This is a genomic window from Streptomyces sp. NBC_00388 (assembly GCF_036061255.1).
Lineage (GTDB): Bacteria > Actinomycetota > Actinomycetes > Streptomycetales > Streptomycetaceae > Streptomyces.
On sequence record NZ_CP107948.1, the window covers coordinates 6,620,547 to 6,643,338 of the forward strand.

Consider the following 22,792-nt stretch of genomic DNA (forward strand, 5'->3'; position numbering starts at 1 on the left):
CAAGACACCCCCACACGCACGCCCACGGTCCCGGACGCACCTGTTCGAGTTCTCCCTTCTTCCCTCCGGAGGTCTCCACCCATGTACTGGACACAACGGCTGCGCGGCGCAGGGACGGCCGTAGCCGCAGCCGCGCTCATCGGCGGGGCCCTCGCCGCCCCGACGGCCGAGGCCGCGGCCCACGGCCGGCTGACCGATCTCGTCAACCCGTTCATCGGCACGGAGAACGAGGGGAACACCTATCCCGGGGCCGCCGTGCCCTTCGGCATGGTGCAGCTCTCGCCGGACACCGGGCACAACACCGGCTACGACCACGCGCAGAACGAGATCCGCGGCTTCTCCAGCGTGCACATCTCCGGGGTGGGCTGCGGGCTCGGCGGCGATCTGCCGACCCTGCCGACGACCGGGGACGTGACCGAGACCGACTACGCCAAGTACGCGGCGAAGTTCAGCCACGACACCGAGAAGGCGAGCCCCGGCTACTACAAGGTGGGGCTCGACTCCGGCATCACCGCCGAGCTCACCGCCACCAAGCGCAGCGGGGTGCAGCGGTACACCTTCCCTGCCACCGGCAAGGCCAACGTCCTGCTGAACGCGGGCCAGTCGCTGCACAAGACGGTCTCCACCTCGGTGGAGGTCCTCGACTCCCGCACCATCAGGACCGCCATCACGGGCAGCGGCTTCTGCCAGGACACCAAGCCGTACACCCTCTATACGGTCACGCACTTCGACCGCCCCTTCACCACGTCGGGCACCTGGAAGGACGGGACCGTCACCGAGGGCTCCCGGAAGTCCGCCGGGAGCGGCGGCAACGGCGCCTGGGTGCGTTTCGACACCACCAAGGACCGCACGGTCGAGGCCACCACGGCCATCAGCTACGTCGACGCGACGGGCGCGGCCCGCAATCTGCGCGCCGAGGGCGGCAGGAGCTTCGACCGCGTCCACCGTGCCGCGCAGACGAGCTGGGAGGACCGGCTGGAGGACGTTCAGGCGCAGGGCGGCAGCGACACCCAGCGCCGGACCTTCTACTCCTCGCTCTACCGGTCGTTCCTCGCCCCCAACATCGGCAGCGACACCGACGGCCGCTACACGGGCTGGGACCAGAAGATCCACCGCGCCAAGGGGTTCGACTACTACCAGAACTGGTCGCTGTGGGACACCTACCGGACCCAGACGCAGCTGCTCTCGCTCCTCGCCCCGCGCGAGGAGCGGAACATGGCGATCTCCGTACTGAAGATCGACGAGGAGAGCGGCTGGCTCCCCAAGTGGGGCTACGGCACGGTCGAGACGAACATCATGACGGGTGACCCGGTCACTCCCTTCCTCACCAACGCCTACCGTCAGGGGCTGCTCAAGGGGTACGAGGAGCAGGCCTACCGCGCGCTCAAGAAGAACGCCGACGGGACCCCGCCCGCGGACTCGCCCGCAGTCGGCCGGGAAGCCAACGTCCAGTACCTGAAGGACGGTTTCGCGCCGTACATCAAGGACCGCGCCCATGTGAAGCCCGGTGACTCGGACTTCGACCACGGGGCATCGGCCACCCTGGAGTACGCGCTCTCCGACGCCATGCTCGGTCAGATGGCCGGCGACCTCGGCCACAAGGCGGACGCCGCGCGCTACGCGGCCCGCGCCCAGAGCTACCGCAACATCTTCGACCCCTCGACCGGCTTCTTCCGCGCCCGCGACGAGAACGGGAACTTCACCGGCCCCGCGGACCCGGCGCAGGGCGAGGGCTTCCACGAGGGCACGGCCTGGCAGTACCAGTGGATGGTTCCGCAGGACCTCCCCGGAATGGTCGGCCTGATCGGCGGAAAGGACGCGGCCAACCAGCGTCTCGACTCCTTCTTCGCCTACGACCAGCTGCTCGCCGACCCGGCGAAGACGGCCACCGACGTGTGGGTCAACGGCCCGTACGACTACTACAACGCCGACAAGTACAACCCGCAGAACGAGCCCGACCTGATCGCTCCGTACACCTATCTCTCCACCGGCCAGCCGTGGAAGACGACCGACGTGGTGCACGCCGCGCTGACGCTCTTCACGGACACCCCGACCGGTATGACGGGCAATGACGACCTGGGCACCATGTCCGCCTGGAACGTCCTGTCCTCGATCGGTGTCTTCCCGGTCCAGCCCGGCACCGATACCTGGGGCCTGTCGACGCCCGCCTTCCAGCGCGTCGATCTGAAGCTCGACCGCCGCTACTACCCGCACGGCACCTTCACGGTGAAGGCGCCGGGAGCCTCGGACACCGACCGGTACATCCAGTCGGCAGCCGTGGACGGCACGGCCCACGCGAAGACGTATCTCACCACCGACGAGATCCGCTCGGGCCGCACCCTCTCCTTCGGCGTCGGAGCCAAGCCGTCCGACTGGGGTACGGGCGCCTCCGCTGCCCCGCCCGCCGTCCGCTGACCGGCTGATCAGTGCCGCCCGCTCCCTGACACGGGGGCGGGCGGTCCGCCGTCGCGGGCGGGCAGCACACCGACCACAAGTCCGGCCGCTGCGGCGGCCGTCCCGGCACCCACCACGGCGGGCCAGCCGCCGGCCGCCCAGGCCAGCGAACCCACCAGAGATCCCAGCGCGATCCCGAGGAAACGGAAGGTGAAGTAGAGGGTATTGAGACGGTTGTGGATACGGGGGTCCAGGGTGAAGAGCACGGTCTGGCTGACGGCCTGACCGCCCCAGACCCCCACATCGAGCACCACCACCCCGGCGGCCAGCCACCAGAAGCGGGTGCCACCCGGCAGCAGGACCAGCCACCCCGCGACGACCAGCCCGGTCAGCGCCGCCGACGCGCCCCGCCTGCCGACCCGGTCGGCCAGCCGGCCGGCGGCCGGCGAGAGCAGCGCACTGGCGGCGGCGACAAGGCCGAACAGTCCGGTCCCGGTCGGGCCGATGCCGTACCGCTGCTCCAGCAGGAAGGTCAGAGTGGTCCAGAAGGCCCCGAACGCGATACCGACCAGCGCTCCCGCCACGGTGACCCGCCGCACCGGCGGATACGCCAGGAACAGCCGCGGCAGCGAGCGGAGGGTGTCCCGGTAGGAGGTGGCGCCCGCGGCGGCCGGCACGGACGGCAGGGCCCGGCGCAGCACCAGCGCGAGCAGCAGCGTCAGCAGGCAGGAGCATCCGAACACGGTGCGCCAGCCCGCGAGTTCGGCCAGCGAGCCCGAGTAGGCGCGCGAGGCGAGCACGCCGGTCAGCAGGCCGCCCTGCACGGTGCCGACGATCCGGCCCGCGGCCGCCCCGGCGCGGCCGTCGCCCGCCAGTGCCACGGCGAGCGGCGTGACCAGCTGCGGGACCGGCGACAGCAGACCGACGGCGAACCCCGTGACGACGAGCCAGCCCAGCGAAGGGGCCAGCGCGCACCCCGCGAGCGCGACGGCCGATCCCGCGCAGAGCCCGAGGATCAGCCGCCGCCTGCCGTGGCTGTCACCGGCCGGCGCGATCAGCAGGATGCCCGCCGCGTAGCCGGCCTGGGTGGCCGTGGGAACGGCGGCGAGTGCGCCAGGCCCGGCCCGGAGCGAGGCCGCCGCCGCGCCCATCAGCGGCTGGCTGAGATACACATTGGCCGCCGTGACGGCGCTGGTGGCGGTGAGCAGCAGGGTCAGCCGCCGCACTCCACCGCTCGCTCCTGCCTGGCCTGCGGAAACGTTGGATTCGATCACATGAGCCGACGTTAGGGCGGGTGCCTGCTGGCATACTTTCTCCGCTACGCCATTGTCTATCGAGAATGCGCCAATGTACGGGAAGAGCGAACAGCGCGACGACTACCAGCGGGTCCCGCGGCCGCTGGCCGCGATGGCCAGGGATCTCTCCGACGGCCACCACATCCCGCCCCACCGGCACCGGCGCGCTCAGCTGATCTACGGCACGACCGGGGCCATCACGGTGGTCACCGGCCATGGGGCCTGGGTCGTCCCGGCCACCCGCGGGGTATGGGTCCCGGCCGGCCTCACTCATGAGATGAGCTGTGCGGGAGCGGTCGCCATGCGCACGCTGTACGTCGAGCCCCAGCCCGGCCTGCCGCGGGATCCGACGGTCGTCTCCGTCCCGCCGCTGCTGCGCGAGCTGATCGAGGAGGCGGCGCGGCTGCCCGTGGAGTACGACCCGTCGGGCCGCGACGGCAAGGTCATGGACCTGCTCCTCCTGGAGCTCACCCCGCACCCGGTCCCCGCGCTCCACCTCCCGGCCCCGGCCGACGAGGGGCTCGGCCCGCTCTGCGCCGCGGTCCGGCGGGACCCGGGCGCCGGCTGGCGCACGGAGGAGGCCGCGGCCTTCGCGCATCTGAGCCCGCGCACCCTGCAGCGCAGATTCCCGGCAGCAACCGGAATGAGCCTGGCCCGCTGGGTTCAGCAGGCCAGGCTCATTCACGCGGTCACACTGCTCGCCAGGGGGGTACCGGTCACGTCGGTGTCCGCCGCGCTGGGATACGCGACACCGAGCGCCTTCACCGCGATGTTCCGCCGCGCGCTCGGTACCAGTCCCACCCGGTACTTCACCCCGGGGCGCTGAGTGCGGCCGGGGCGCTGGGCACCCCGGCCGCACTCACTGCAGGCGGCCGATCAGCCCTTGGCGCCCTTCGGCACCGAGTTGAGCAGCTCGGGGCTGCTGCGCTGGACGTCCTTGCAGTAGTTCACGTAGCCGTGGTTGTCCACGTAGCGCGCCGAGATCCACGTGTTGCTGTCACGGAGCAGGTACCAGATGGTGTTGCCGTCGATGTTCTGGGCGCGAACCTTGCACCGCAGGCCCACCTGCTCGCGGTAGCGCAGGGATCCCCGCACGGACGAGTCCGTGCTCGGGTACTGGCGCTGGATCAGGCCGGTGGGGGAGGTGACCGTGCCGTACGGGGTCCTCGGCGGGTCGGCCTGGGCCGGGGCGGCGGCCATCAGGGTAGCGCCGAGAGTCAGGGCGGTGGTGAGCGCGCCTGCACCCGCGATGATGTTCCGGCCGCGGGCGGTACGGAGGACAGCGGTTGTGGACAAAACGTTCTCCTGTGGCTTGTAGCCAATGACACTCATTGGCGCAAGTCGGACATTACGCCGCAAAATACCCAACGATGAGCGGAAAACGCGGTGTTGGGCCGAACGTGTAAGGCCGGATCCTGTCCTGTACGGCCGATCGCGGCACCGTGGAGACCAGTCAGCGGGTAGGGTGCGCTCCCACGTTTTTGGCATCGCCGCCCGGGTCCGTATATCTTCGACAGTTGGTCGACGGCCCGACTGCTGACCTGGGGCTACGGAACACAGAGGAACGACGATGACGGTGACAGAGGACAGCCAGGCATTCGGCCCCGGCATCGACCCGGAGCGGCTGGCTCTCTGCCTCAGTGTGCTCGACGAGCTGGACACGATCGACGTCGACCACCCGGACGCCATCGCCGTACGCCGGGCCACCGCCGGCGTCTACCGGACGGTGAAGCAGCGCCGCAGGCAGGAGCGCCGCGCGGCCAAGACCGCGCACGACAAGGCCGTCACCGAAGCCACCGCCACGGGCTCCGCCGAGCGGATCGACGACGAGACGCAAGGGGTGCTCCCCTCGTCGAGCGCCCGGGGCGAGATCGCGGGCGTCCTCCAGCGCCCCCGGTCCTGCTACATCTGCAAGACCCGGTACGTCGAGGTCGATGTCTTCTACCATCAGCTCTGCCGCGACTGCGCGGCGGAGAACCGTGCGCGCCGTGACGCCCGTACCGACCTGACCGGCCGGCGGGCCCTGCTGACCGGTGGCCGGGCCAAGATCGGCATGTACATCGCGCTGCGACTGCTGCGCGACGGGGCGCACACCACCATCACCACCCGCTTCCCGAAGGACGCGGTCCGCCGCTTCAAGGCGATGCCGGACAGCGACGAGTGGATCCACCGCCTCAAGGTCGTCGGTATCGACCTCCGCGACCCCGCGCAGGTCGTCGCGCTCGCCGACGCGGTCGCGGCCGAGGGGCCGCTCGACATCCTGATCAACAACGCTGCCCAGACCGTGCGCCGCTCCCCGCAGGCGTACAGCGAACTGATCGCCGCCGAGGGCGCGCCGCTGCCCGCGGGCGAGCTCCCCGCCTCGCAGGTCATCGGCGCGTACGGCAGCGGTGCACAGGTCTCGCTGCCCAGCGCCAGGCCCGGCGGGCTCAGCGCGCAGGACGTGGCCGAACTCGCGCTCGTCACCGGCTCCGCCTCCCCCGCCCGGATCGAGGCGGGTACCGCGATCGACGCGGGCGGACTCGTGCCGGACCTGCACGACACCAACAGCTGGATCCAGACGGTCGAGGAGGTCGACGCGGTCGAGCTGCTCGAAGTCCAGCTCTGCAACTCGACGGCGCCGTTCATCCTGATCAGCCGGCTGCGCCCGGCGATGGCGGCGGCAGCCGCGCCCCGCACCTATGTGGTGAACGTGTCCGCGATGGAGGGCGTCTTCAGCCGTGGTTACAAGGGGGCCGGCCACCCGCACACCAATATGGCGAAGGCCGCTCTGAACATGCTGACCCGCACCAGCGGCCAGGAGATGTTCGAGACGGACGGCATCCTGATGACCGCGGTGGACACCGGCTGGATCACCGACGAACGGCCGCACCCCGACAAGATGCGCCTCGCGGACGAGGGCTTCCATGCCCCTCTGGACCTGATCGACGGCGCGGCCCGGGTCTACGACCCCATCGTGCGCGGCGAGGCGGGCGACGACCTGCACAGTGTCTTCCTCAAGGACTACGCCCCCGCGAACTGGTAGCCGCACCGCGCCCCCGGACCGGCCCGGTGGCACCGGTCTGTCCGCTCCCGGGGTGCCTTCGGGGCGATTTGGGCAGATTATGGCGGAATGGGCGCCCCGCTGAACGGAAGGCAAAGAAAACTTGGCCATCCGACGGCCGTCCCTATCGAGCGGAACCCCGCTCATTTGGTTACTCTGATCTGGACGGACAGTCGATGGGGTTCCACCAGATCTCTCGTCCCGTCCTGGGACAGGCACGCATCAGGGCCGCGGTCCCGCCAGGAAGCCGGCGCCACCGCGTCCGAACTGCCCCTGTTCATGCGGTTACGCGACACAAAGGAGTGCGCGGTGACATCAGAGACCATCACGAAGCGCGAGCAGCGCCCGGCGGGACTCACCGGGACTGTCCGGCCCGAGAAGCTTCTCAATCTCGACGTCTGGGCCAGGTCGGCCCCGATCAGGCTGGCGGGCTACGAGGACGACCTCGCCGAGCCCCACATCCTGCAGGGGATCGACTGACCGCTGCACGCACGGCCTACGGCCCGCTCCGCACCTGGAGCGGGCCGTTCGCGTTGTCTCCTGGCGGAGTGAGTGGGGAGTGGCGGCGGAATCAGTGACAAGGCATCCGATGTCTGGTGAAGGATTATTTTCCCCGCGCGGTGCTCTGTGGTGTGAGGTGTATTGACAGCCGCTTGTCATGCTCCAATCATCGGACCTTATGACCGAACTTCCAAGACGCCATGTACTCGGAATGACGGCGGGGGCGGCTGTCGGCGCCGCCCTGCTCGCCCCGGCCACGGCCGACGCGGACACCGGCAGTCAGGGGGCCCACGCCCCCGGCACACCGACGGCGGATCCCGGTGACAGCCCGAAGAGCGAGTGGGGGGCGGTCCCGGCCGCGGTCCCCGTACCGCTCGACCAGTGGTTCGACAATGACGGCATCGATACCGCGGCCGCCCGCGGGGGCGACTTCGACGGTTCCGGATACACCTTTCCCGGTGAGGAACTCCCGTCCGGCGCTGTGCGGTTGAACGGTGTCGCGTTCGAATTCCCCGGAGCGGCCGCCGGGGCCAGTAACAACATCGTCGCCCTGGGGCAGCGGCTGGACCTGCCTCCCGGGCGCTATCTCTCCGGGGCGTTCCTCGTCGCATGCAGCTACGGCGAGGTGTCCGGCCAGGTGACCCTGCACTACGCGGACGGCCCCACCGGCACCGCAGGGCTCGGCGGCCCCGACTGGTACGCGGGCGGCGGCCCGCTCTCGGCCCCCTACCGCTACACCCCATCGGGCGGGAAGGACGAGCACCAGGTTGCCCTCGGGGTCTCCGAAGTGGCGGTGGACGCCAGCAGGGAGCTGGTGGGTATCACCCTGCCGAAGACGAATCCGGCGGAGGCCGGAAAGCCGGCGCTGCACGTCTTCGCGCTCTCGCTCCAGCCCGCTGCCGAAGGCCGCGCGCTCGCGGTGCGCGACGCCCGCTCCACCACGAGTCTGCTCGACCAGGGCGCCCAGAGCGTCGAGGCCACCGTCGTCAACGCGGGTACGGTCGCGGTACTCGGCTCCGACGCCCTCACGCTCTCCGTCGAGGTCGAGGGCGCCCGCACCGTCGTCCCGGCACGTGTGCCGCGGCTCGCCCCCGGTGACCAGGCACGGGTGCGGATCGGCATCCGCAGCAAGCCCGGCGTGAAGCCGGGTACCGCGCGCGATGGCCGGGTCGTGGCCCATGGCCGCGGCTCCGACGCCGCCACTGCGGCGAGCAGGCTGGTCCTCGGAGTCCCGGATTTCCAGGCCACCGACGCCTCGCTCTCCACGCACCAGGCGCCGTACTGGTTCCAGGACGCCAAGTTCGGGATCTTCATCCACTGGGGTGTCTACTCCGTGCCCGCCTGGGCGCCGGTCGGCAAGCAGTACGCCGAGTGGTACTGGAACCAGATGCAGGACCCGGCCAACCCCGCCTACGCCCACCACCGCGACGTGTACGGCGAGGATTTCGCCTACGACGACTTCATCCCGCGATTCACGGCGGAGAAGTTCGATCCGCGCTCCTGGGTCGAGCTCTTCCGGGACGCCGGCGCGCAGTACCACGTCCTCACCTCCAAGCACCATGAGGGCTTCGCGCTCTGGGACACCAAGGTCTCCGACCGCAACGCCGTGAAGATGGGACCGAAGCGCGATCTGGTCAGGGAGCTGTTCGACGCGTCCCGCCGCTATGCCCCGGAGCTGCACCGGGGGCTGTACTTCTCGATGCCCGAGTGGTTCAACCCGGACAACCCCTGGAGCGGGCAGCTCTATCCGCCGCGCAATCCGTACACCCATGAACCCGTCCCGTACACCGGCTACACGGCGGGCAAGGACTACATCAAGGACTACCAGGCCCCGCAGATGCTGGAGCTGATCAACGGGTACGACCCCGAGGTGCTCTGGTGCGACATCGGGGGACCGAACGACAGCCGCCGTGTGATGGCCGAGTACTACAACAACGCCAAGGACCGGGGCCGGCCGATCGAGGTCGCCGTCAACAACCGGTCCGGCATCGGGCCGCACGACTTCACGACACCCGAGTACGCCACGTACGACTCGATCGTCACCGACAAGTGGGAGGCCAGCCGGGGACTCGATCCGTTCAGCTACGGCTACAACCAGGCCACCCCCGACAGCATGTACATGTCGGCGGAGGAGATCGTGCACACGCTCATCGACACATCGAGCAAGAACGGCAACTTCCTGCTCGACATCGGACCGCGTGCGGACGGCACCATCCCGGAGATCATGCAGACCAGGCTGCGCCAGACGGGCAAATGGCTCGAAATCAACGGCGAGGCCATCCATGGCAGCACCTACTGGGCACGGATGCCCCAGCTCGGTGACGATCTGCGCTTCACGGTCCGGCCGGGCGCGGCGTTCTACATCCACTCGCTGGTCCGGCCGGGTGCCACGCTGACCGTCGAGGCGCCGGTGCCGATCCGCGGCGGGGACCGGGTGACGCTGCTCGGGTACCGGCGGCGGCCGCTCCGCCTGGCGCGCCGCGTGGGGACAGGACTCGTCGTCGGCATGCCCTCCCGGGGCCCGCTCCACCGGGGAGTACGCCTGGGTCTTCAAGATCGAGCAGGCCGGTTAGGTGTGCGGGGCCCGCCGGCGCGGTGTTTCCGGCGGGCCCCCTCGCCGCCCCGGTCCTGCCCCCGTCCGGACCGGTCTTCGCCTGGCCTGTCCCGGGCCGGGCGTGCGGAGCGCGTGCGCCGCGTTCCGGGGGGTGAGGCCTGTCGTCGCACGGGGCAAACCGCGGACGGCGGTGATCCGCATGGTCGAACGGGTACAGGGCGCCCTCTCCCTACCGGCGGACTGGCCCGCCCACCCCCCCCCCGGCGGATGGGGAGGCGCGCCAGCGCCGTCGCGTGGGCAGCGGCTTCGACTGGGATCTCGACACCGGGCTGATGCACCTCGATCAGGCAGCCCTCGACGTGTTCGATCTCTACGCCGACGAGTACGACGGACGTCCGGAGTCGCTCGCACGCCGGGTGCCGCCCGAGGAGTCCGCCCGGCTGGACATCATGGTGACCCAGGCACTCAAGGGCGGGCGGTCGTTCTACGGCGCCTACTTCCGCATCCGGAGCCGTGACGGCGCACTGCGGTGGACCCATACGCAGGGCGTGGTCCGCCGCGATGTCTCGGGCCGCCCCCACCGGATCATCGGTATCGTCCGGCACGCGGCCCAGGAGCTCGCCGACGCCTCGGTCCGGATCGCCCTGGACAACGAGGGCAGACGCAGGACCAGCGTCGTCGCGAACACCATCGCGGCCCTGGCCCACGCCCGTACCGTCCAGGACGTCATCGACGTGCTGAACGACGCCCGGGGGCTCGAGTACCTCGGTGCGACCAGCCTGGTGATGGGGCTCGTCGAGGCCGGCCGGATCCTGCTGGTCGCGGACGGCCCGGCGGGAAGTTTCGTGCCCGGGACCCGGCACACCCGGGTGGACGAGCAGTTCCCGATGAGTGAGGTGATCCGGACCCTCGCGCCCCGTTTCATCGAGTCGGCGCACGACTTCGCGGTCTCCTACCCCCGGCTGTGGCCGCACATCAAGGGCCTCGGCATCACATCGGCCGCCTATCTGCCGCTGATCGCACAGGCCAGGCCGATCGGCGCGCTCGGGCTGCTCTACCGCGACAAGGTCGGCTTCAGCCCGGACGAGCGCGACCTGCTGATCGCGCTCGGCAGCTCCATCGGGCAGAGCCTCCAGCGGGCCATGCTCTTCGAGCAGGAGCACGACCTCGCCCAGGGGCTCCAGCAGGCCATGCTGCCGCGGCGGATACCGGAGGTTCCAGGCGGGCAGCTCGCGGTCCGCTACCGCTCCGCCCGGATGGGCCGTGACATCGGTGGCGACTGGTACGACGTGATCCCCCTGCCCAACGGCAGGTTCGGCGCGGTCATCGGCGACGTGCAGGGGCACGACACCCACGCCGCAGCCGTGATGGGCCAGCTGCGCATCGTGCTGCGCGCGTACGCAGGCGAGGGGCACAGCCCGGCGACCGTGATGGCGCGGGCGTCCGACTTCCTGCACGAGCTGGACACCGACCGCTTCGCGACCTGTCTGTACGCGGAGGTGGACCTGGCCACCGGGGTGGTCCAGCTCGTCCGTGCCGGGCATGTCGACCCACTGGTGCGGGCGCCCGACGGCAGCTGTCTCCGGGTGCCGGTGGAGGGCGGTCTGCCGCTGGGGCTCTCGGCCGAGTTCGCCCGGCTCGACTACCCGGTCGCCACGCTGGAACTGGACCCGGGCCATACGCTGCTGCTCTTCACCGACGGGCTGGTGGAGCGGCCGGGCGCCGATCTGGACGACGGGATGGAGCGGCTCGCCACCCTGGTGAGGAGCGGCCCCCGGGATCTCCAGCTGCTCGCCGACCAGCTGTGCGCGGTGGTCGGCGAGTGGGGCGGTGACGACGATGTCGCGCTCCTCCTGCTGCGCAGGCAGGGTCTGGACACCCCGCAGGGCGGCGGCAGGCTCCAGCAGGACGTGCCGCAGTGCGACCCGGGAGCACTCGCCGCCGCGCGTCACATGATCCGGGCGGCCGTGCGGGCCTGGGGCGCCGCGGAGCGGGCCGACGACATCGAACTGACCGCCGACGAGCTGCTGACCAACGCGCTCACACACACGGAGGGCGGGGCGGACGTCACCCTCAGGCTGCTCCCCGGGCCGAACCGCAGGCTGCGGGTGGAGGTCGGCGACTGCTCCAGTGCGCTGCCGCGCCGCCGGGACGCCGGGGAGACGGGGGTCTCCGGGCGGGGGCTGCTCCTGGTGGAGCTGCTCGCCGACCGGTGGGGCGTCGAGTCGCGGGGCGGCGGCAAATGCGTCTGGAGTGAATTCGCGCTGCCGGACAGGACGTCGATGTGATGGATACCCGACGGTAACTGTCAGTATTGAGATCGCACTTGACCGTAACTGACATATGGAGCCCGGACTGCGTATCCCGCCTGTCTGTCCACGGCATCGCGGCGCCGGCTCCCGACGACATCGAGGATCTGTTGAGCTCCGAGCCTCTGGCCCCGCTTGATCTCGCGTTCTGGCACCTCGAATCCGCCGGGCACCCCATGCACCTCGGGGCCCTCGCGGTCTTCGGGTCCGCTCCTGCCGGTGGGGCCGCCCCGGAGGAGATCATGGATCTGCTGGCGGAACGCGCCGCGGCGGTCCCCCGGCTGCGGATGTGCGTACGCCCCGTCCTGCTGCCCCTGGGTGGCGCGGCCTGGTCCGAGGACAAGCACTTCGACGTGCGGCGCCATGTGCGGCACACCGCCCTGCCCGGCGGCGATTTCACCGGCGCCGCCAACCGGCTCGCGGGCGAGCTGATGCAGCAGCCACTGGAGCGCGGGCGGCCGCCCTGGGAGATGTACCTGCTCACCGGGGGTCCGGACGGCTCCTTCGCCGTTCTCGTCAAGCTGCACCACGCGCTGGCCGACGGGATGCGGGCCGTGGCGATCGGAGCCGGGATCTTCGACCAGATCGCCGGCGGGCGCGGCGCCGGCGGTGGACGGGCCCGCGCCGTGCCACCGCGGTCCTGGACGCCGGGACCCGGGCAGTTCGCCGGATTCGCCAGGGAGCGGATCGAGGAGCTGGGCCGGGCCGTGGGGATCGGGGCCTCGGTCGTGCGGGCCACCCGGCTCGACCTGGGGGGCGGCTCCGCGCTGGCCGCGAGCTCCAGTGGCACCCGGCGGCTCGCCACCGCCGTCCTCGACCAGGACGATGTGCTGCGGGTCCGCAGGGAGGCGGGCGGTACCTCCAACGACGTGCTGCTCGCGGTGGTGGCGGGAGGGCTGCGCAGCTGGATGCTGGAGCGCGGTGAGCGGCTGCCCGGAGCCGATCCGCGGGCGCTGGTGCCGGTGTCCCGGCGGCGCCCCGGCGCCCCGTACGGTTCCGCCAACAAGCTGTCCGCGTATCTGCTCGGCCTGCCGGTGGCCGAACCCGATCCCTGGCTGCGGCTCTGCCGGGTCCGCGCCGCCATGGACCGCAACAAGGCGGCGGGCCCCACGCGTGGCGCCGGCGCGGTGGCCGTCCTGGCGGACCGGCTCCCCCCGCTTGCCCACCGGGTGGGGGCCCAGCTGGCCGGGAGCGCGGCCCGGATGCTCTTCGACGTCCTGGTGACCAGCGTGCCCCTGCCGCGCTCGACGCTCTCCCTCGGCGGCTGTCCCCTGCGGGAGCTCTACCCGCTGGCGCCCCTCGCCCAGGGGCAGTCGCTCGCCGTCGCGCTCTCCGCCTACGGCGGGCGGGTCCATGTCGGCCTGGTGGCGGACGGGAAGGCCGTGCCGGATGCAGGCCGGCTCGCGCAGTGTTTCCCGGACGAGCTCGCCGAACTGCTGAAAGCAGCGGAAGAGAGATCCCGCACGGGTGTTGACGCCTTGAAGTGATCCGATGAATATTCGTCTCATGCGGCGCAACAAGATCGGGAAAAGCACAGTCGAGGTGACGGAACTGTCCTTCGGGGCAGCCGGGATCGGCAATCTCTTCACTCCGGTGGACCCGGCCGAGGCCCGAGATGCGGTCGATGCTGCCTGGGAGGCGGGTGTCCGGTACTTCGACACCGCTCCGCACTACGGACTCGGCCTCTCCGAGCGGAGGTTGGGCGAAGCCCTGCGCGGCCGACCCCGCTCCGCGTATACGATTTCGACCAAGGTCGGACGACTGCTGGAGCCCGGGCCGGGTGAGGGCGACGACCTCGGCAACGGATTCGCCGTCACCGCGACCCATCACCGGGTCTGGGACTTCAGCGCGGACGGGGTACGGCGCAGCATCGAGGACAGCCTGGACCGGCTCGGTACCGACCGGATCGACATCGCTTATCTGCACGACCCGGACGACCACGCGGAGGACGCCTTCCACCACGCCTATCCCATGCTGGAGCGACTGCGCTCCGAGGGGATGATCGGCGCGATCGGCGCCGGGATGAACCAGACGGCGATGCTCACCCGCTTCCTCCGCGACACCGATGCCGACCTGGTGCTCTGCGCCGGGCGCTGCACACTGCTCGACCGGTCCGCACTCGACACCCTGCTGCCCGAGGCGCAGGCGCGTGGCCGGAGCGTCGTCGTGGGCGGCGTCTTCAACTCCGGTCTGCTCGCCGACCCCAGGCTGGATGCTCCCTACGACTACGGCGCCGCGCCCGCGGATGTCCTGGACCGGGCGCTGCGGATGAAGGCGGTCTGCGAGCGGTACGGGGTGCCGCTGCGGGCCGCCGCCCTGCAGTTCCCCCGGCGCCACCCGGCCGTGGCGAGCGTGCTCGCCGGCACCCGCTCGGCCGCCGAGGTGCACGACGCCGCGGAGATGCTGCGGATCGACCTGCCGGAGGCGCTCTGGGACGAGCTCGCCGGGCTCGGGAAGGACTGAGAGCCGGTGCAGATCATCGATGCCCACCACCATGTCTGGGACCTCGCCGTACGCGACCAGGAGTGGATCACGGGCCCCGGACTCGCCCCGCTCCGGCGTGACTTCGCGCTCGGGGAACTGGCTCCCCAGGCCCGGGCCGCGGGCGTGGACGCCACCGTCCTCGTCCAGACCGTCACCGCCGCCGAGGAGACCCCCGAGTTCCTGGCCCTGGCCGGGCAGAGCGGCCTGGTCGCCGGAGTCGTCGGCTGGACCGATCTCACTGCCCCCGGCATCGCGGACACGCTCGCAGCCATGCGTGAACTGCCGGGCGGGGAGCACCTGGTGGGCATCCGCCACCAGGTGCAGGGCGAACCGGACGCCGGCTGGCTGCTGCGCCCCGACGTACAGCGCGGGCTCGCCGCGGTCGCCGCGGCCGGGCTGGCCTACGACCTGATCGTGCTCGACCACCAGCTTCCCGTCGCCACCGCCGTCGCGACGCAACTGCCCGAACTCACCTTCGTACTCGACCATCTGGGGAAACCGCCCATCGCCGGCGGCTCGCTCCGGCCCTGGGCGTCCGACGTGCGCGCCCTCGCGGCCCGCCCCAACACCGTCTGCAAGCTCTCCGGCATGGTGGCAGAGGCGGGGGCCGGCTGGACGACGGCCGGTCTCCGCCCGTACGCCGACACGGTGCTCGAAGCCTTCGGCCCCGGCCGGCTGATGTTCGGCTCCGACTGGCCGGTCTGCACCCTGGCATCCTCCTACGGCGAAGTGGTGGACACCGCGCACCGGCTGACCGAGGGGCTGAGTGAGGGAGAGCGTGCCCAGGTACTCGGGGCCACCGCCGCGCGGGTCTACGGAATCTGAGGCCGCACCCGCCGCCGCTCCCCGGACCGGTGCACCCGCCGCGGTCCCCGCCCCGCCGCCCCCGCCAGGTCGTACACTCCGGGCCATGCTGCGCGTACTGGCTGTCGACGACGAGGAGCCCGCCCTTGAGGAACTCCTCTACCTGCTCCGCAGCGACAGCCGCGTCGGCACCGCGGAGGGCGCGCTGAGCGCCACCGAGGCGCTGCGCCGCATCGGTGGCGCGCTCGAACCCGGGGCGGACGGTGCGGCGGCCGTCGACGTCGTCTTCCTCGACATCCACATGGCCGGGCTCACCGGACTCGACATCGCCCAGCTGCTCGCCGGGTTCACCCGGCCACCACTGATCGTCTTCGTCACCGCGCACGAGGGCTTCGCCGTACAGGCCTTCGACCTCAAGGCCGTGGACTACGTACTCAAACCGGTGCGCAGGGAACGCCTGGCCGAGGCCGTGCGCCGGGCCGCCGAACTCGTCGCCGACCGGACGGCACCGGTCCTGGACGCCGCTCCCGACCAGATCCCGGTCGAACTCGGCGGTGTCGTCCGCTTCGTCGCGGTCGCCGACATCACCTACGCCGATGCCCACGGGGACTACGCACGGCTGCACACCGCCGACGGCAGCCATCTCGTCCGGGTGCCGCTCTCCGCCCTTGAGGAGCGCTGGCGCTCCCGCGGATTCGTCCGCATCCACCGCAGCCATCTCGTCGCGCTCGACCGCATCGACGAACTGCGCCTGGACGCAGGCTCGATGAGCGTACGCATCGGGGCGGCCGAACTCCCCGTCAGCAGGCGCCATGCCAGGGCGTTGCGCGACCGGCTGATGCGGCCCCCCGGCCACTGACCCCGCCCGGGTACTCCTTGCCCGTTTCCTTCCCCGTGCCTCGCCGCGCTGCGTACACTCCGCGCCATGTCCGCAGAGCAGCAACCCCGACGCGAGACCGTGACGGGCGAGCCCCGGCGGGTGCGACCGCTGCCCCGCTACCGGGCACAGTCGGAGATCGACGAACAGACCGCGCTCGGCGACGCCTACGTACGCTCCCTCATGCGCGGCCAGCTCCGCGCCGGCCTCGGCGCCTTCGCCCTGGTGGCGCTGCTCGCCGGTACCCTGCCGGTCGCGTTCGCCGCGCTCCGCAGCGACCTGGCCGTCTGGATCGGCCTGGGTCTCTGCGCCTGCCCCCTGCTCACCGCCGTCGCCTGGTGGTACGTCCGCCGCGCCGAGCGCAACGAGCAGGACTTCGCCCGCCTCGTGGAAGGCCGCCCCGCACGGTGAGCCGGACGTACGCCGTGGTCGCGGTGGCCGCGGTCGTCCTCGCCACCGTCCTCGTCGGTGGCTTCGGCCTGCGGATCTCCCGTACGACCTCCGACTTCTACGTGGCGTCACGCACCGCGGGCCCACGGCTCAACGCCGCGGCGATCAGCGGCGAGTACCTCTCGGCCGCCTCGTTCCTCGGCATCGCAGGACTCGTCCTCCTCCACGGTCCCGACATGCTCTGGTACCCGGTGGGCTACACCGCCGGATACCTGGTCCTGCTGGTCCTCATCGCCGCACCGCTGCGCCGCTCCGGCGCCTACACCCTGTCCGACTTCGCCGAGGGGCGGCTGGAGTCACGGCAGGTCCGCGGTCTCGTCGGGATCCTCGTCACCGGAGCGGGCTGGCTCTACCTGGTGCCCCAGCTGCAGGGCGCCGGGCTCACCCTGGAAATCCTCACCGGCGCGCCCGGCTGGCTCGGCCCGGTGATCGTCGCGGCGGTCGTCGTGCTCTCGGTGGCCGCGGGCGGCATGCGCAGCATCACCTTCGTCCAGGCGTTCCAGTACTGGCTCAAACTCACCGCGCTGCTGGTCCCCGCGCTCTTCCTGGTCCTCGCCTGGCAGGGCGACGGCCGGCCCCGGGTGCCGGCCGACGGACCCCGGCTGGCCGCCGCGGCAGGCTTCGACCGGGCGGACCATCCGCTGTACGCGACGTACGGGCTGATCGTCGCGACCTTCCTCGGCACCATGGGGCTGCCCCATGTCGTCGTCCGCTTCTACACCAGCCCCGACGGGCGCACCGCCCGCCGCACCACCGTCGTCGTCCTCGCCCTCATCGGCGTCTTCTATCTGCTCCCGCCGGTGTACGGGGCGCTCGGACGGCTGTACGCGCCGGAGCTGTCCCTGGGCGGCGACGCCGACGCGGCGGTGCTCCTGCTCCCCAGCCGGGTGATCGGCGGCACCGGAGGCGCCCTGCTCGGCGCGCTCGTGGCCGGCGGGGCCTTCGCCGCCTTCCTCTCCACGGCTTCAGGGCTGACCATGGCGGTCGCCGGGGTCCTCACCCAGGGGGCACACGGCGTACGCCACTTCCGGCTCGCCACACTGCTGGCCATGGCGGTACCGCTCTGCGCCGCGCTGCTGGTCAGCGGGGTGCCGGTCGCGGACGCCGTCGGGATGGCCTTCGCCGTCTCCGCCTCGTCCTTCTGCCCCCTGCTGGTCCTGGGCATCTGGTGGCGCCGGCTCACTCCGCCCGGCGCGGTCGCGGGGCTGCTGCTCGGCGGCGGTTCCGCGCTGATCGCCGTCTCGGTCACGATGGGCGGGGGTGTGCGCCCCGGCTGGGCCCACACCCTGCTCGCCTGGCCCGCCGTCTGGTCCGTGCCGGTGGGTTTCCTCGCGATGATCCTGGTGTCGCTGGCCACCCCGGGCCGCATCCCGCCCGGTACCAGCGCCGCCATGGCCCGCTTCCACCTGCCGGAGGCGCTGGCCACGTCGCGGGGCGGCGGCCGGTGAGCGGCGCCGTGCTGGCCGTGCTGATCGTGCTCGGACCGCTGCTGCCGGCCGCCGGATTCCTGCTCGGCAGGCGCACCCGGCCCGCCCGGGGGAGCGGCGTCGGCACTCCGGTCGAGCACGCGACGTTCGAGACCCTGCACGCCGCCTCGCTCGCCGCGCCGCCGCTGCGCGCCGGGCTCACCGGCGAGAGCGCACGCAAGGCCGCACGCCGGCTGCGCTCGCTGCTCGGCACCGACGCGCTCTGCCTCACCGACCGGGAGGGCGTCCTCGCCTGGGACGGCATCGGGGAGCACCACCGTGCCCCCGCCATGGAGCAGCTGGCCGCGCTCCTGGAGACCGGCAGGGACCAGGCGTTCAGCAGCGACTGCGGCGATCCTGACTGCCCGCTGCGCTGGGCCGTGGCCGTCCCGCTGACCGTCGACGAGCGGGTGCTCGGCGCGCTCGTCGCCTATGCGCCGCGCGAGTCCGCTGTGCTCGCGCGGGCCACCGGGGAGGTGGCCCGCTGGGTCTCCGTACAGCTGGAGCTCGCCGAACTCGACCGGTCCCGTACGCGGCTGATCGAGGCCGAGATCAAAGCCCTGCGGGCCCAGATCTCCCCGCACTTCATCTTCAACTCCCTGGCAGCCATCGCTTCGTTCGTCCGTACCGACCCGGAGCGGGCACGTGAACTTCTCCTCGAATTCGCCGACTTCACCCGGTACTCCTTCCGGAGCCACGGGGACTTCACTACCCTCGCCGATGAACTCCACTCCATCGACCAGTACCTCGCGCTCGTGCGGGCCCGCTTCGGCGACCGGCTGGGTGTCACGCTCCAGGTCGCGCCCGAGGTGCTGCCCGTGGCGCTGCCCTTCCTCTGTCTGCAGCCGCTCGTCGAGAACGCCGTCAAGCACGGCATCGAGGGGGAGGCGGGACGGAGCCGCATCACCATCAGCGCACTGGACGCGGGCGCCGAGGCCGAGGTGGTGGTCGAGGACAACGGCGTCGGCATGGAACCGGAACGGCTGCGCCGGATCCTGCGGGGCGAGGTCGGACCGTCCTCCGGTATCGGGCTGCTCAACGTGGACGAGCGGCTGCGCCAGGTGTACGGGGACGACTACGGCCTCGTGATCGAGACCGCACGCGGCGCGGGCATGAAGGTGACGCTGCGCATCCCGAAGTACCGTGCGGGCGTGCACGGTTCATGAGGCGGGGCGCCCGCTTCCGGCGGTCCGGCGACACTCCTCAGAAGAGGTGGATCGCCAGATGCCCCAGCGGCAGTCCCAGCTGCCAGGCCGGGGTCCACACCCGGGGTTCGTCGTCCCCGCCCGGCACCACCCCAGGAGCGACCGCGTCGAGGTCGGCGGCGAAGAGCTCGGTGTCGTCCAGCCAGCGCCAGGCCGCCAGGGCCAGCGGCAGGTCGGGGCCCTGCCCGCCGGCCTCCACCAGCGCCCCGATGCGGGCGCACACCCACTCCCGCCACCGGGCGTCGTAGGCGGTGAGCGAGAGCCATTCGTCGAGCCGCGCCACCATCCGCGCCCCGCCCGCCGGCCCCTCGGAGAGGAAGACGGTCAGCGCCAGCGCGTCCCGCCCCGCCTGGAACTCGATCGTCGTCGGCGGCATGAGATCGCCGGTCCGCAGCAGTTCATCCGCGATGTACTCGGCGTACATCCAGTCCATCGGCACCAGCAGTTCGTCACCACTGGTCCCGTTGGTGCTCTCGGGACGCATCCCGTCTCGCCTCTTTCATCTCTCGGCCGGGCAGTCGTCCGGCACTGCGGCAGGTGCGCCTCCGGACGCTCCAGGGAGCATTGAACCCGTGCCGGATGCCCCGCGGGGCCGGAACCCAGGATTCGCCCTCCGGGGCCGGTTGTTCCGGCCGGCTCAGCGGACCCCGTCCGGATACCCGGGCAGGCTGCGGCCGAGGGCGCGCAGGGCGTAGTGCGAGCGCGACTTGACGGTTCCCGCCGGTATCCCGAGCACCGAGGCGGTCTCGTGCACGCTCAGCCCGCGGAAGTAGATCTGCACCAGCACCTCCCGGTGTTCCGGGGTCAGCGTCCGCACGGCCTCGCGTACGTCGAGGGCGGCGGCGGAACGCTCGGCGGGATCGCAGGGGGCGGCGGTGGTCTCCAGGAGGCGGTCGCTCACCTCGGCCGGGCGTGCCAGCCGGGATCTGCGGGCGTCGATGGCCAGCCGCCTGCCCACGGTGAACAGCCAGGGCCGCATGGACTCCCACGGCCCCTCGAAGGCTTCGGGATGCTGCCAGGCACGCACCAGGGTCTCCTGCACCAGGTCCTCGGCGCGCTGCCGGTCCCCGCACGTCAGCCCCAGCAGGAACTGCAGCAGCGCACCGCCGTGGCTGCGCTGGAGTTCCAGCAGGTCCCGCTCGTCCGTCCCGCGGCGTGTCTGTGTGGTGGTCACCGTCGTATACGAGCGCAGCACGGCGGGAACGAACAGCGGCCGGACACGGCTCTGCGGCGAGCGGTTGAACGGTGCGGTGAGCGGTGCGGTGAGCGGTCGGCGCAGCGCTCGCCGCGCGGGCCCGGCGCCGGCGGCGGTACCCCCGCGGGGCCGTGCCGGGAGACGGGGGTTACGGGACGACGGTGACGGGCCAGCGGCCCGCCTTGACCAGCCGGACGGCGACCGATCCCACGATCCGGTGCCCCGCCGACTCCGATGCCCCGACCACCACGGCGTCCGCCTTGAGTTCGTCGGCCGCGGTGACCAGGCCGTTGTACGGGTCGCCGCGGAAGGTGTGGAACTCCCAGCGCACGGCGAATATCTCCTTGACCCGCTCGGTGGCGGCCCGGATCTCGGCCACCAGTTCCTCGGCGATCTCCCCGGTGGTGTCCCCGACCGGGGCCCCGAGAGAGACCCCGGCGGAGAGCACCGGCTGGACGTACACGATGGCGAGCAGTGCGTTCTGCCGGCGGGCGAGCCCCCCGGCGTACGAGGCGGCCCGCAGCGACGGCTCCGATCCGTCGATGCCGACCACGATCACCTTGGGACCGTCTGTGCCACGTTCGAACTGGTGAGGCTGCTGTTCTGTCACGCCGAGAGGTTATCGCTCCGGCGTTCGGGCTCCTATTTGGATGCGTGCGGGAAGAGATCGAGGAACGGTGCGGCCGTGGCGGAGATCGCGCCCCGCCCGAATGGTGCGTCGAAGTCCCAGATGAGGAAGAGCAGGAAGGCGATGAGCGCGCTGAAGAGCCCGGCCAGCAACAGCTCCTTCGGGGTGCGCCGGATCTGGAGTGTGAAGATCAGCCCGACGGTGATCACCGCACCGATGATCAGACCGAACCAGACGACTCCGGGCATCGTCGCCCGCGCGCTCTGCGCTCGCGAGCTGCGGGCGTCGTCGGCCGCGGAGACCTGGTCGACCAGCGGCTGGTAGGCCTCGCCCTCGTGGTCGTTGGCCGGTTTGTAGTCGGTGACGTCACGGCGTACCTGGCCGAGGAGTCGGGCACCGCGGTCGGTGAGGTCGCCGTGCTCACCCATGTGCTTCCACTCGGTGTCCAGGACGTAGCTGACATAGGTCTCCACATCGGTGTGGATGCGCTGATGGACTGCCGGGGGGTAGACGGCCGAGCGTGCGTCGACCTCGTGCAGGGCCTGGGCCTCCATCCGTACGGATTCCTGGGCGGCGCTGCGGCCCTCCCAGACGCCCGCGATGGCCAGGCCGAGCACGATGGCGTAGATCACGCCGATCATCATCGTCATGTACTCGATGACGTCAGGCGTCTGCGACGGGTCGTCGTCCTCGGCGATCCGGCGGTTGCTGATCAGGGTGATGGTCAGGACGACGGCGCACGCGGCCGCCATCGCGAGAGTGAGAACAAGCCATTCCGACACGGGAGTCTCCGTCGGTCAACGGGCGGATCAGCGGGAGGAGCGCGGGCGCAGCACGGCCACGGCGAAGACGGCAGGAGCCGTCACGAGGAGCATCAGCGTGACGATGGGCGGCCCGGTGCGCATTTTCTTCCGTACGGGTGCCTTGTAGTCCGGGAGTGCCACGGGCTTCGGCGCAGGCGGACGCGCACGCACCGAGGGCTTCGGTGGCGCGGGGGGCGGTGCCGGGGCGGGCGGCGGGACCACCACGCGGTGGTGGACGGGCGGCGGGTGGTACACGGGCCGTGGCGGAGGAGGCGGTGGTGGTGGCGGTGGCGGAGGGGGCGGTTTCGGCCGGGGCTTCGGGGGGCGCGGTGGCGGGGGCTTCGGCGCATGGGTGTGCTCGGCCCTGCACCTGCCGCTCCCCGATACGGCGACCGCTGTCCCCGAAACCCCGTGCCCCGACTGGGAGATGTAGGCGTAGGAGCAGTCGGATGCCGCTGCGGGCACGGGTATCAGCGGGAGCCAGACGAGGCCCGCCACCGCCAGCAGCCGGCCGGTGAGCGGAACGAGCGTCCGCGGCGATCTGTACATGTCGTCGAGCATGATCCGGCGGGCGCCGCAGCGCTCCGGCGTTGCCGCCGATTCGCCGGAAGGGGGGATATCTGCGTCTTTGTGTTTGAGGCGGCCATCTCACGTGTCACCCGCGGGAATTGCTGCCGGGCGGCGTGCCTACCATGGTCTCCGCCACGCCCGCACGGAGCGTGCGGCGGCAGGCCGGAAGCACGTGCCAGCGGCGTGTGACCAATAACGGACCGCCAATTTCCGT

At 71.6% G+C, this 22,792-nt stretch carries 18 protein-coding genes and 2 pseudogenes; 13 read left to right on the forward strand and 7 right to left on the reverse strand.

The annotated features are described in order from the left end of the window. The first annotated feature begins 81 nt into the window (after window positions 1-81). Window positions 82-2,415 (forward strand): GH92 family glycosyl hydrolase, encoded by a 2,334-nt coding sequence (locus tag OG917_RS29455; RefSeq protein WP_328321329.1) that lies wholly within the window; start codon window positions 82-84, stop codon window positions 2,413-2,415. An 8-nt stretch (window positions 2,416-2,423) separates the two neighbouring features. Here OG917_RS29455 and OG917_RS29460 read toward each other — a convergent pair whose 3' ends face one another. Continuing rightward, window positions 2,424-3,668: an MFS transporter gene (locus OG917_RS29460; protein WP_328321331.1), complete on the reverse strand. Its 1,245-nt coding sequence runs from the start codon at window positions 3,666-3,668 to the stop codon at window positions 2,424-2,426. A gap of 73 nt (window positions 3,669-3,741) precedes the next feature. Here OG917_RS29460 and OG917_RS29465 point away from each other — a divergent pair, with 73 nt between their 5' ends. Further along, complete coding sequence (locus tag OG917_RS29465; protein WP_328321333.1) at window positions 3,742-4,515, forward strand: AraC family transcriptional regulator; 774 nt, start codon at window positions 3,742-3,744, stop codon at window positions 4,513-4,515. Between the two features lie 50 nt (window positions 4,516-4,565). On the opposite strand, the gene OG917_RS29470 is transcribed toward OG917_RS29465, so the two are convergent. Next, a complete protein-coding gene (locus OG917_RS29470) occupies window positions 4,566-4,985 on the reverse strand; it encodes an SH3 domain-containing protein (RefSeq protein WP_328321335.1) in 420 nt (139 codons plus the stop codon). 274 nt (window positions 4,986-5,259) lie between these two features. Here OG917_RS29470 and OG917_RS29475 point away from each other — a divergent pair, with 274 nt between their 5' ends. The 11 genes and pseudogenes from OG917_RS29475 (at window position 5,260) to OG917_RS29525 (ending at window position 19,343) form a co-directional block, all read left to right on the forward strand. Continuing rightward, on the forward strand, window positions 5,260-6,714 hold the full coding sequence (locus OG917_RS29475) for an SDR family NAD(P)-dependent oxidoreductase (protein ID WP_328321337.1): 1,455 nt from the start codon (window positions 5,260-5,262) through the stop codon (window positions 6,712-6,714). A 297-nt stretch (window positions 6,715-7,011) separates the two neighbouring features. Beyond that, window positions 7,012-7,212: a hypothetical protein gene (locus OG917_RS29480; protein WP_443059037.1), complete on the forward strand. Its 201-nt coding sequence runs from the start codon at window positions 7,012-7,014 to the stop codon at window positions 7,210-7,212. Window positions 7,213-7,444: 232 nt separating this feature from the next. Further along, window positions 7,445-9,448, forward strand: a pseudogene (locus OG917_RS29485) (alpha-L-fucosidase); the annotation flags it as partial. 538 nt (window positions 9,449-9,986) lie between these two features. Further along, window positions 9,987-12,075: pseudogene (locus tag OG917_RS29490) on the forward strand (SpoIIE family protein phosphatase). A gap of 131 nt (window positions 12,076-12,206) precedes the next feature. Further along, window positions 12,207-13,583 carry a wax ester/triacylglycerol synthase family O-acyltransferase gene (locus tag OG917_RS29495; protein WP_328321340.1) on the forward strand — a complete coding sequence of 459 codons (1,377 nt, stop codon included), beginning with the start codon at window positions 12,207-12,209 and terminating at the stop codon, window positions 13,581-13,583. Between the two features lie 19 nt (window positions 13,584-13,602). Then, on the forward strand, window positions 13,603-14,559 hold the full coding sequence (locus OG917_RS29500) for an aldo/keto reductase (protein ID WP_328322278.1): 957 nt from the start codon (window positions 13,603-13,605) through the stop codon (window positions 14,557-14,559). A 6-nt stretch (window positions 14,560-14,565) separates the two neighbouring features. Further along, complete coding sequence (locus OG917_RS29505; protein WP_328321342.1) at window positions 14,566-15,405, forward strand: amidohydrolase family protein; 840 nt, start codon at window positions 14,566-14,568, stop codon at window positions 15,403-15,405. An 85-nt stretch (window positions 15,406-15,490) separates the two neighbouring features. After that, window positions 15,491-16,243, forward strand: a complete 753-nt coding sequence (locus OG917_RS29510; RefSeq protein ID WP_328321344.1) for a LytR/AlgR family response regulator transcription factor — start codon at window positions 15,491-15,493, stop codon at window positions 16,241-16,243. Window positions 16,244-16,309: 66 nt separating this feature from the next. Then, window positions 16,310-16,672 (forward strand): hypothetical protein, encoded by a 363-nt coding sequence (locus tag OG917_RS29515; protein ID WP_328321346.1) that lies wholly within the window; start codon window positions 16,310-16,312, stop codon window positions 16,670-16,672. After that, on the forward strand, window positions 16,669-18,159 hold the full coding sequence (locus OG917_RS29520) for a sodium/solute symporter (protein WP_328321348.1): 1,491 nt from the start codon (window positions 16,669-16,671) through the stop codon (window positions 18,157-18,159). Before OG917_RS29515 ends, OG917_RS29520 begins: the two co-directional genes overlap by 4 nt. Continuing rightward, window positions 18,156-19,343, forward strand: coding sequence for a histidine kinase (locus tag OG917_RS29525; RefSeq protein WP_328321350.1), 1,188 nt, complete (start codon window positions 18,156-18,158; stop codon window positions 19,341-19,343). The genes OG917_RS29520 and OG917_RS29525 overlap by 4 nt, the downstream gene beginning before the upstream one ends. A 37-nt stretch (window positions 19,344-19,380) precedes the next feature. On the opposite strand, the gene OG917_RS29530 is transcribed toward OG917_RS29525, so the two are convergent. From OG917_RS29530 to OG917_RS29550, 5 genes are all read right to left on the reverse strand, one after another. Continuing rightward, entirely contained in the window at window positions 19,381-19,866 is a 486-nt protein-coding gene (locus tag OG917_RS29530; RefSeq protein ID WP_328321352.1) for a hypothetical protein, read from the reverse strand. Between the two features lie 153 nt (window positions 19,867-20,019). Then, window positions 20,020-20,556, reverse strand: a complete 537-nt coding sequence (locus OG917_RS29535) for a sigma-70 family RNA polymerase sigma factor (RefSeq protein ID WP_328321354.1) — start codon at window positions 20,554-20,556, stop codon at window positions 20,020-20,022. Window positions 20,557-20,725: 169 nt separating this feature from the next. Continuing rightward, the gene (locus OG917_RS29540) at window positions 20,726-21,187 is read right to left on the reverse strand and encodes a universal stress protein (protein WP_328321356.1); all 462 of its coding nucleotides are present in this window, start codon (window positions 21,185-21,187) and stop codon (window positions 20,726-20,728) included. A 32-nt stretch (window positions 21,188-21,219) separates the two neighbouring features. Then, window positions 21,220-21,987 (reverse strand): bestrophin-like domain, encoded by a 768-nt coding sequence (locus OG917_RS29545; RefSeq protein WP_328321358.1) that lies wholly within the window; start codon window positions 21,985-21,987, stop codon window positions 21,220-21,222. 27 nt (window positions 21,988-22,014) lie between these two features. Next, window positions 22,015-22,149, reverse strand: coding sequence for a hypothetical protein (locus tag OG917_RS29550; RefSeq protein WP_328321360.1), 135 nt, complete (start codon window positions 22,147-22,149; stop codon window positions 22,015-22,017). Window positions 22,150-22,792 lie beyond the last annotated feature (643 nt).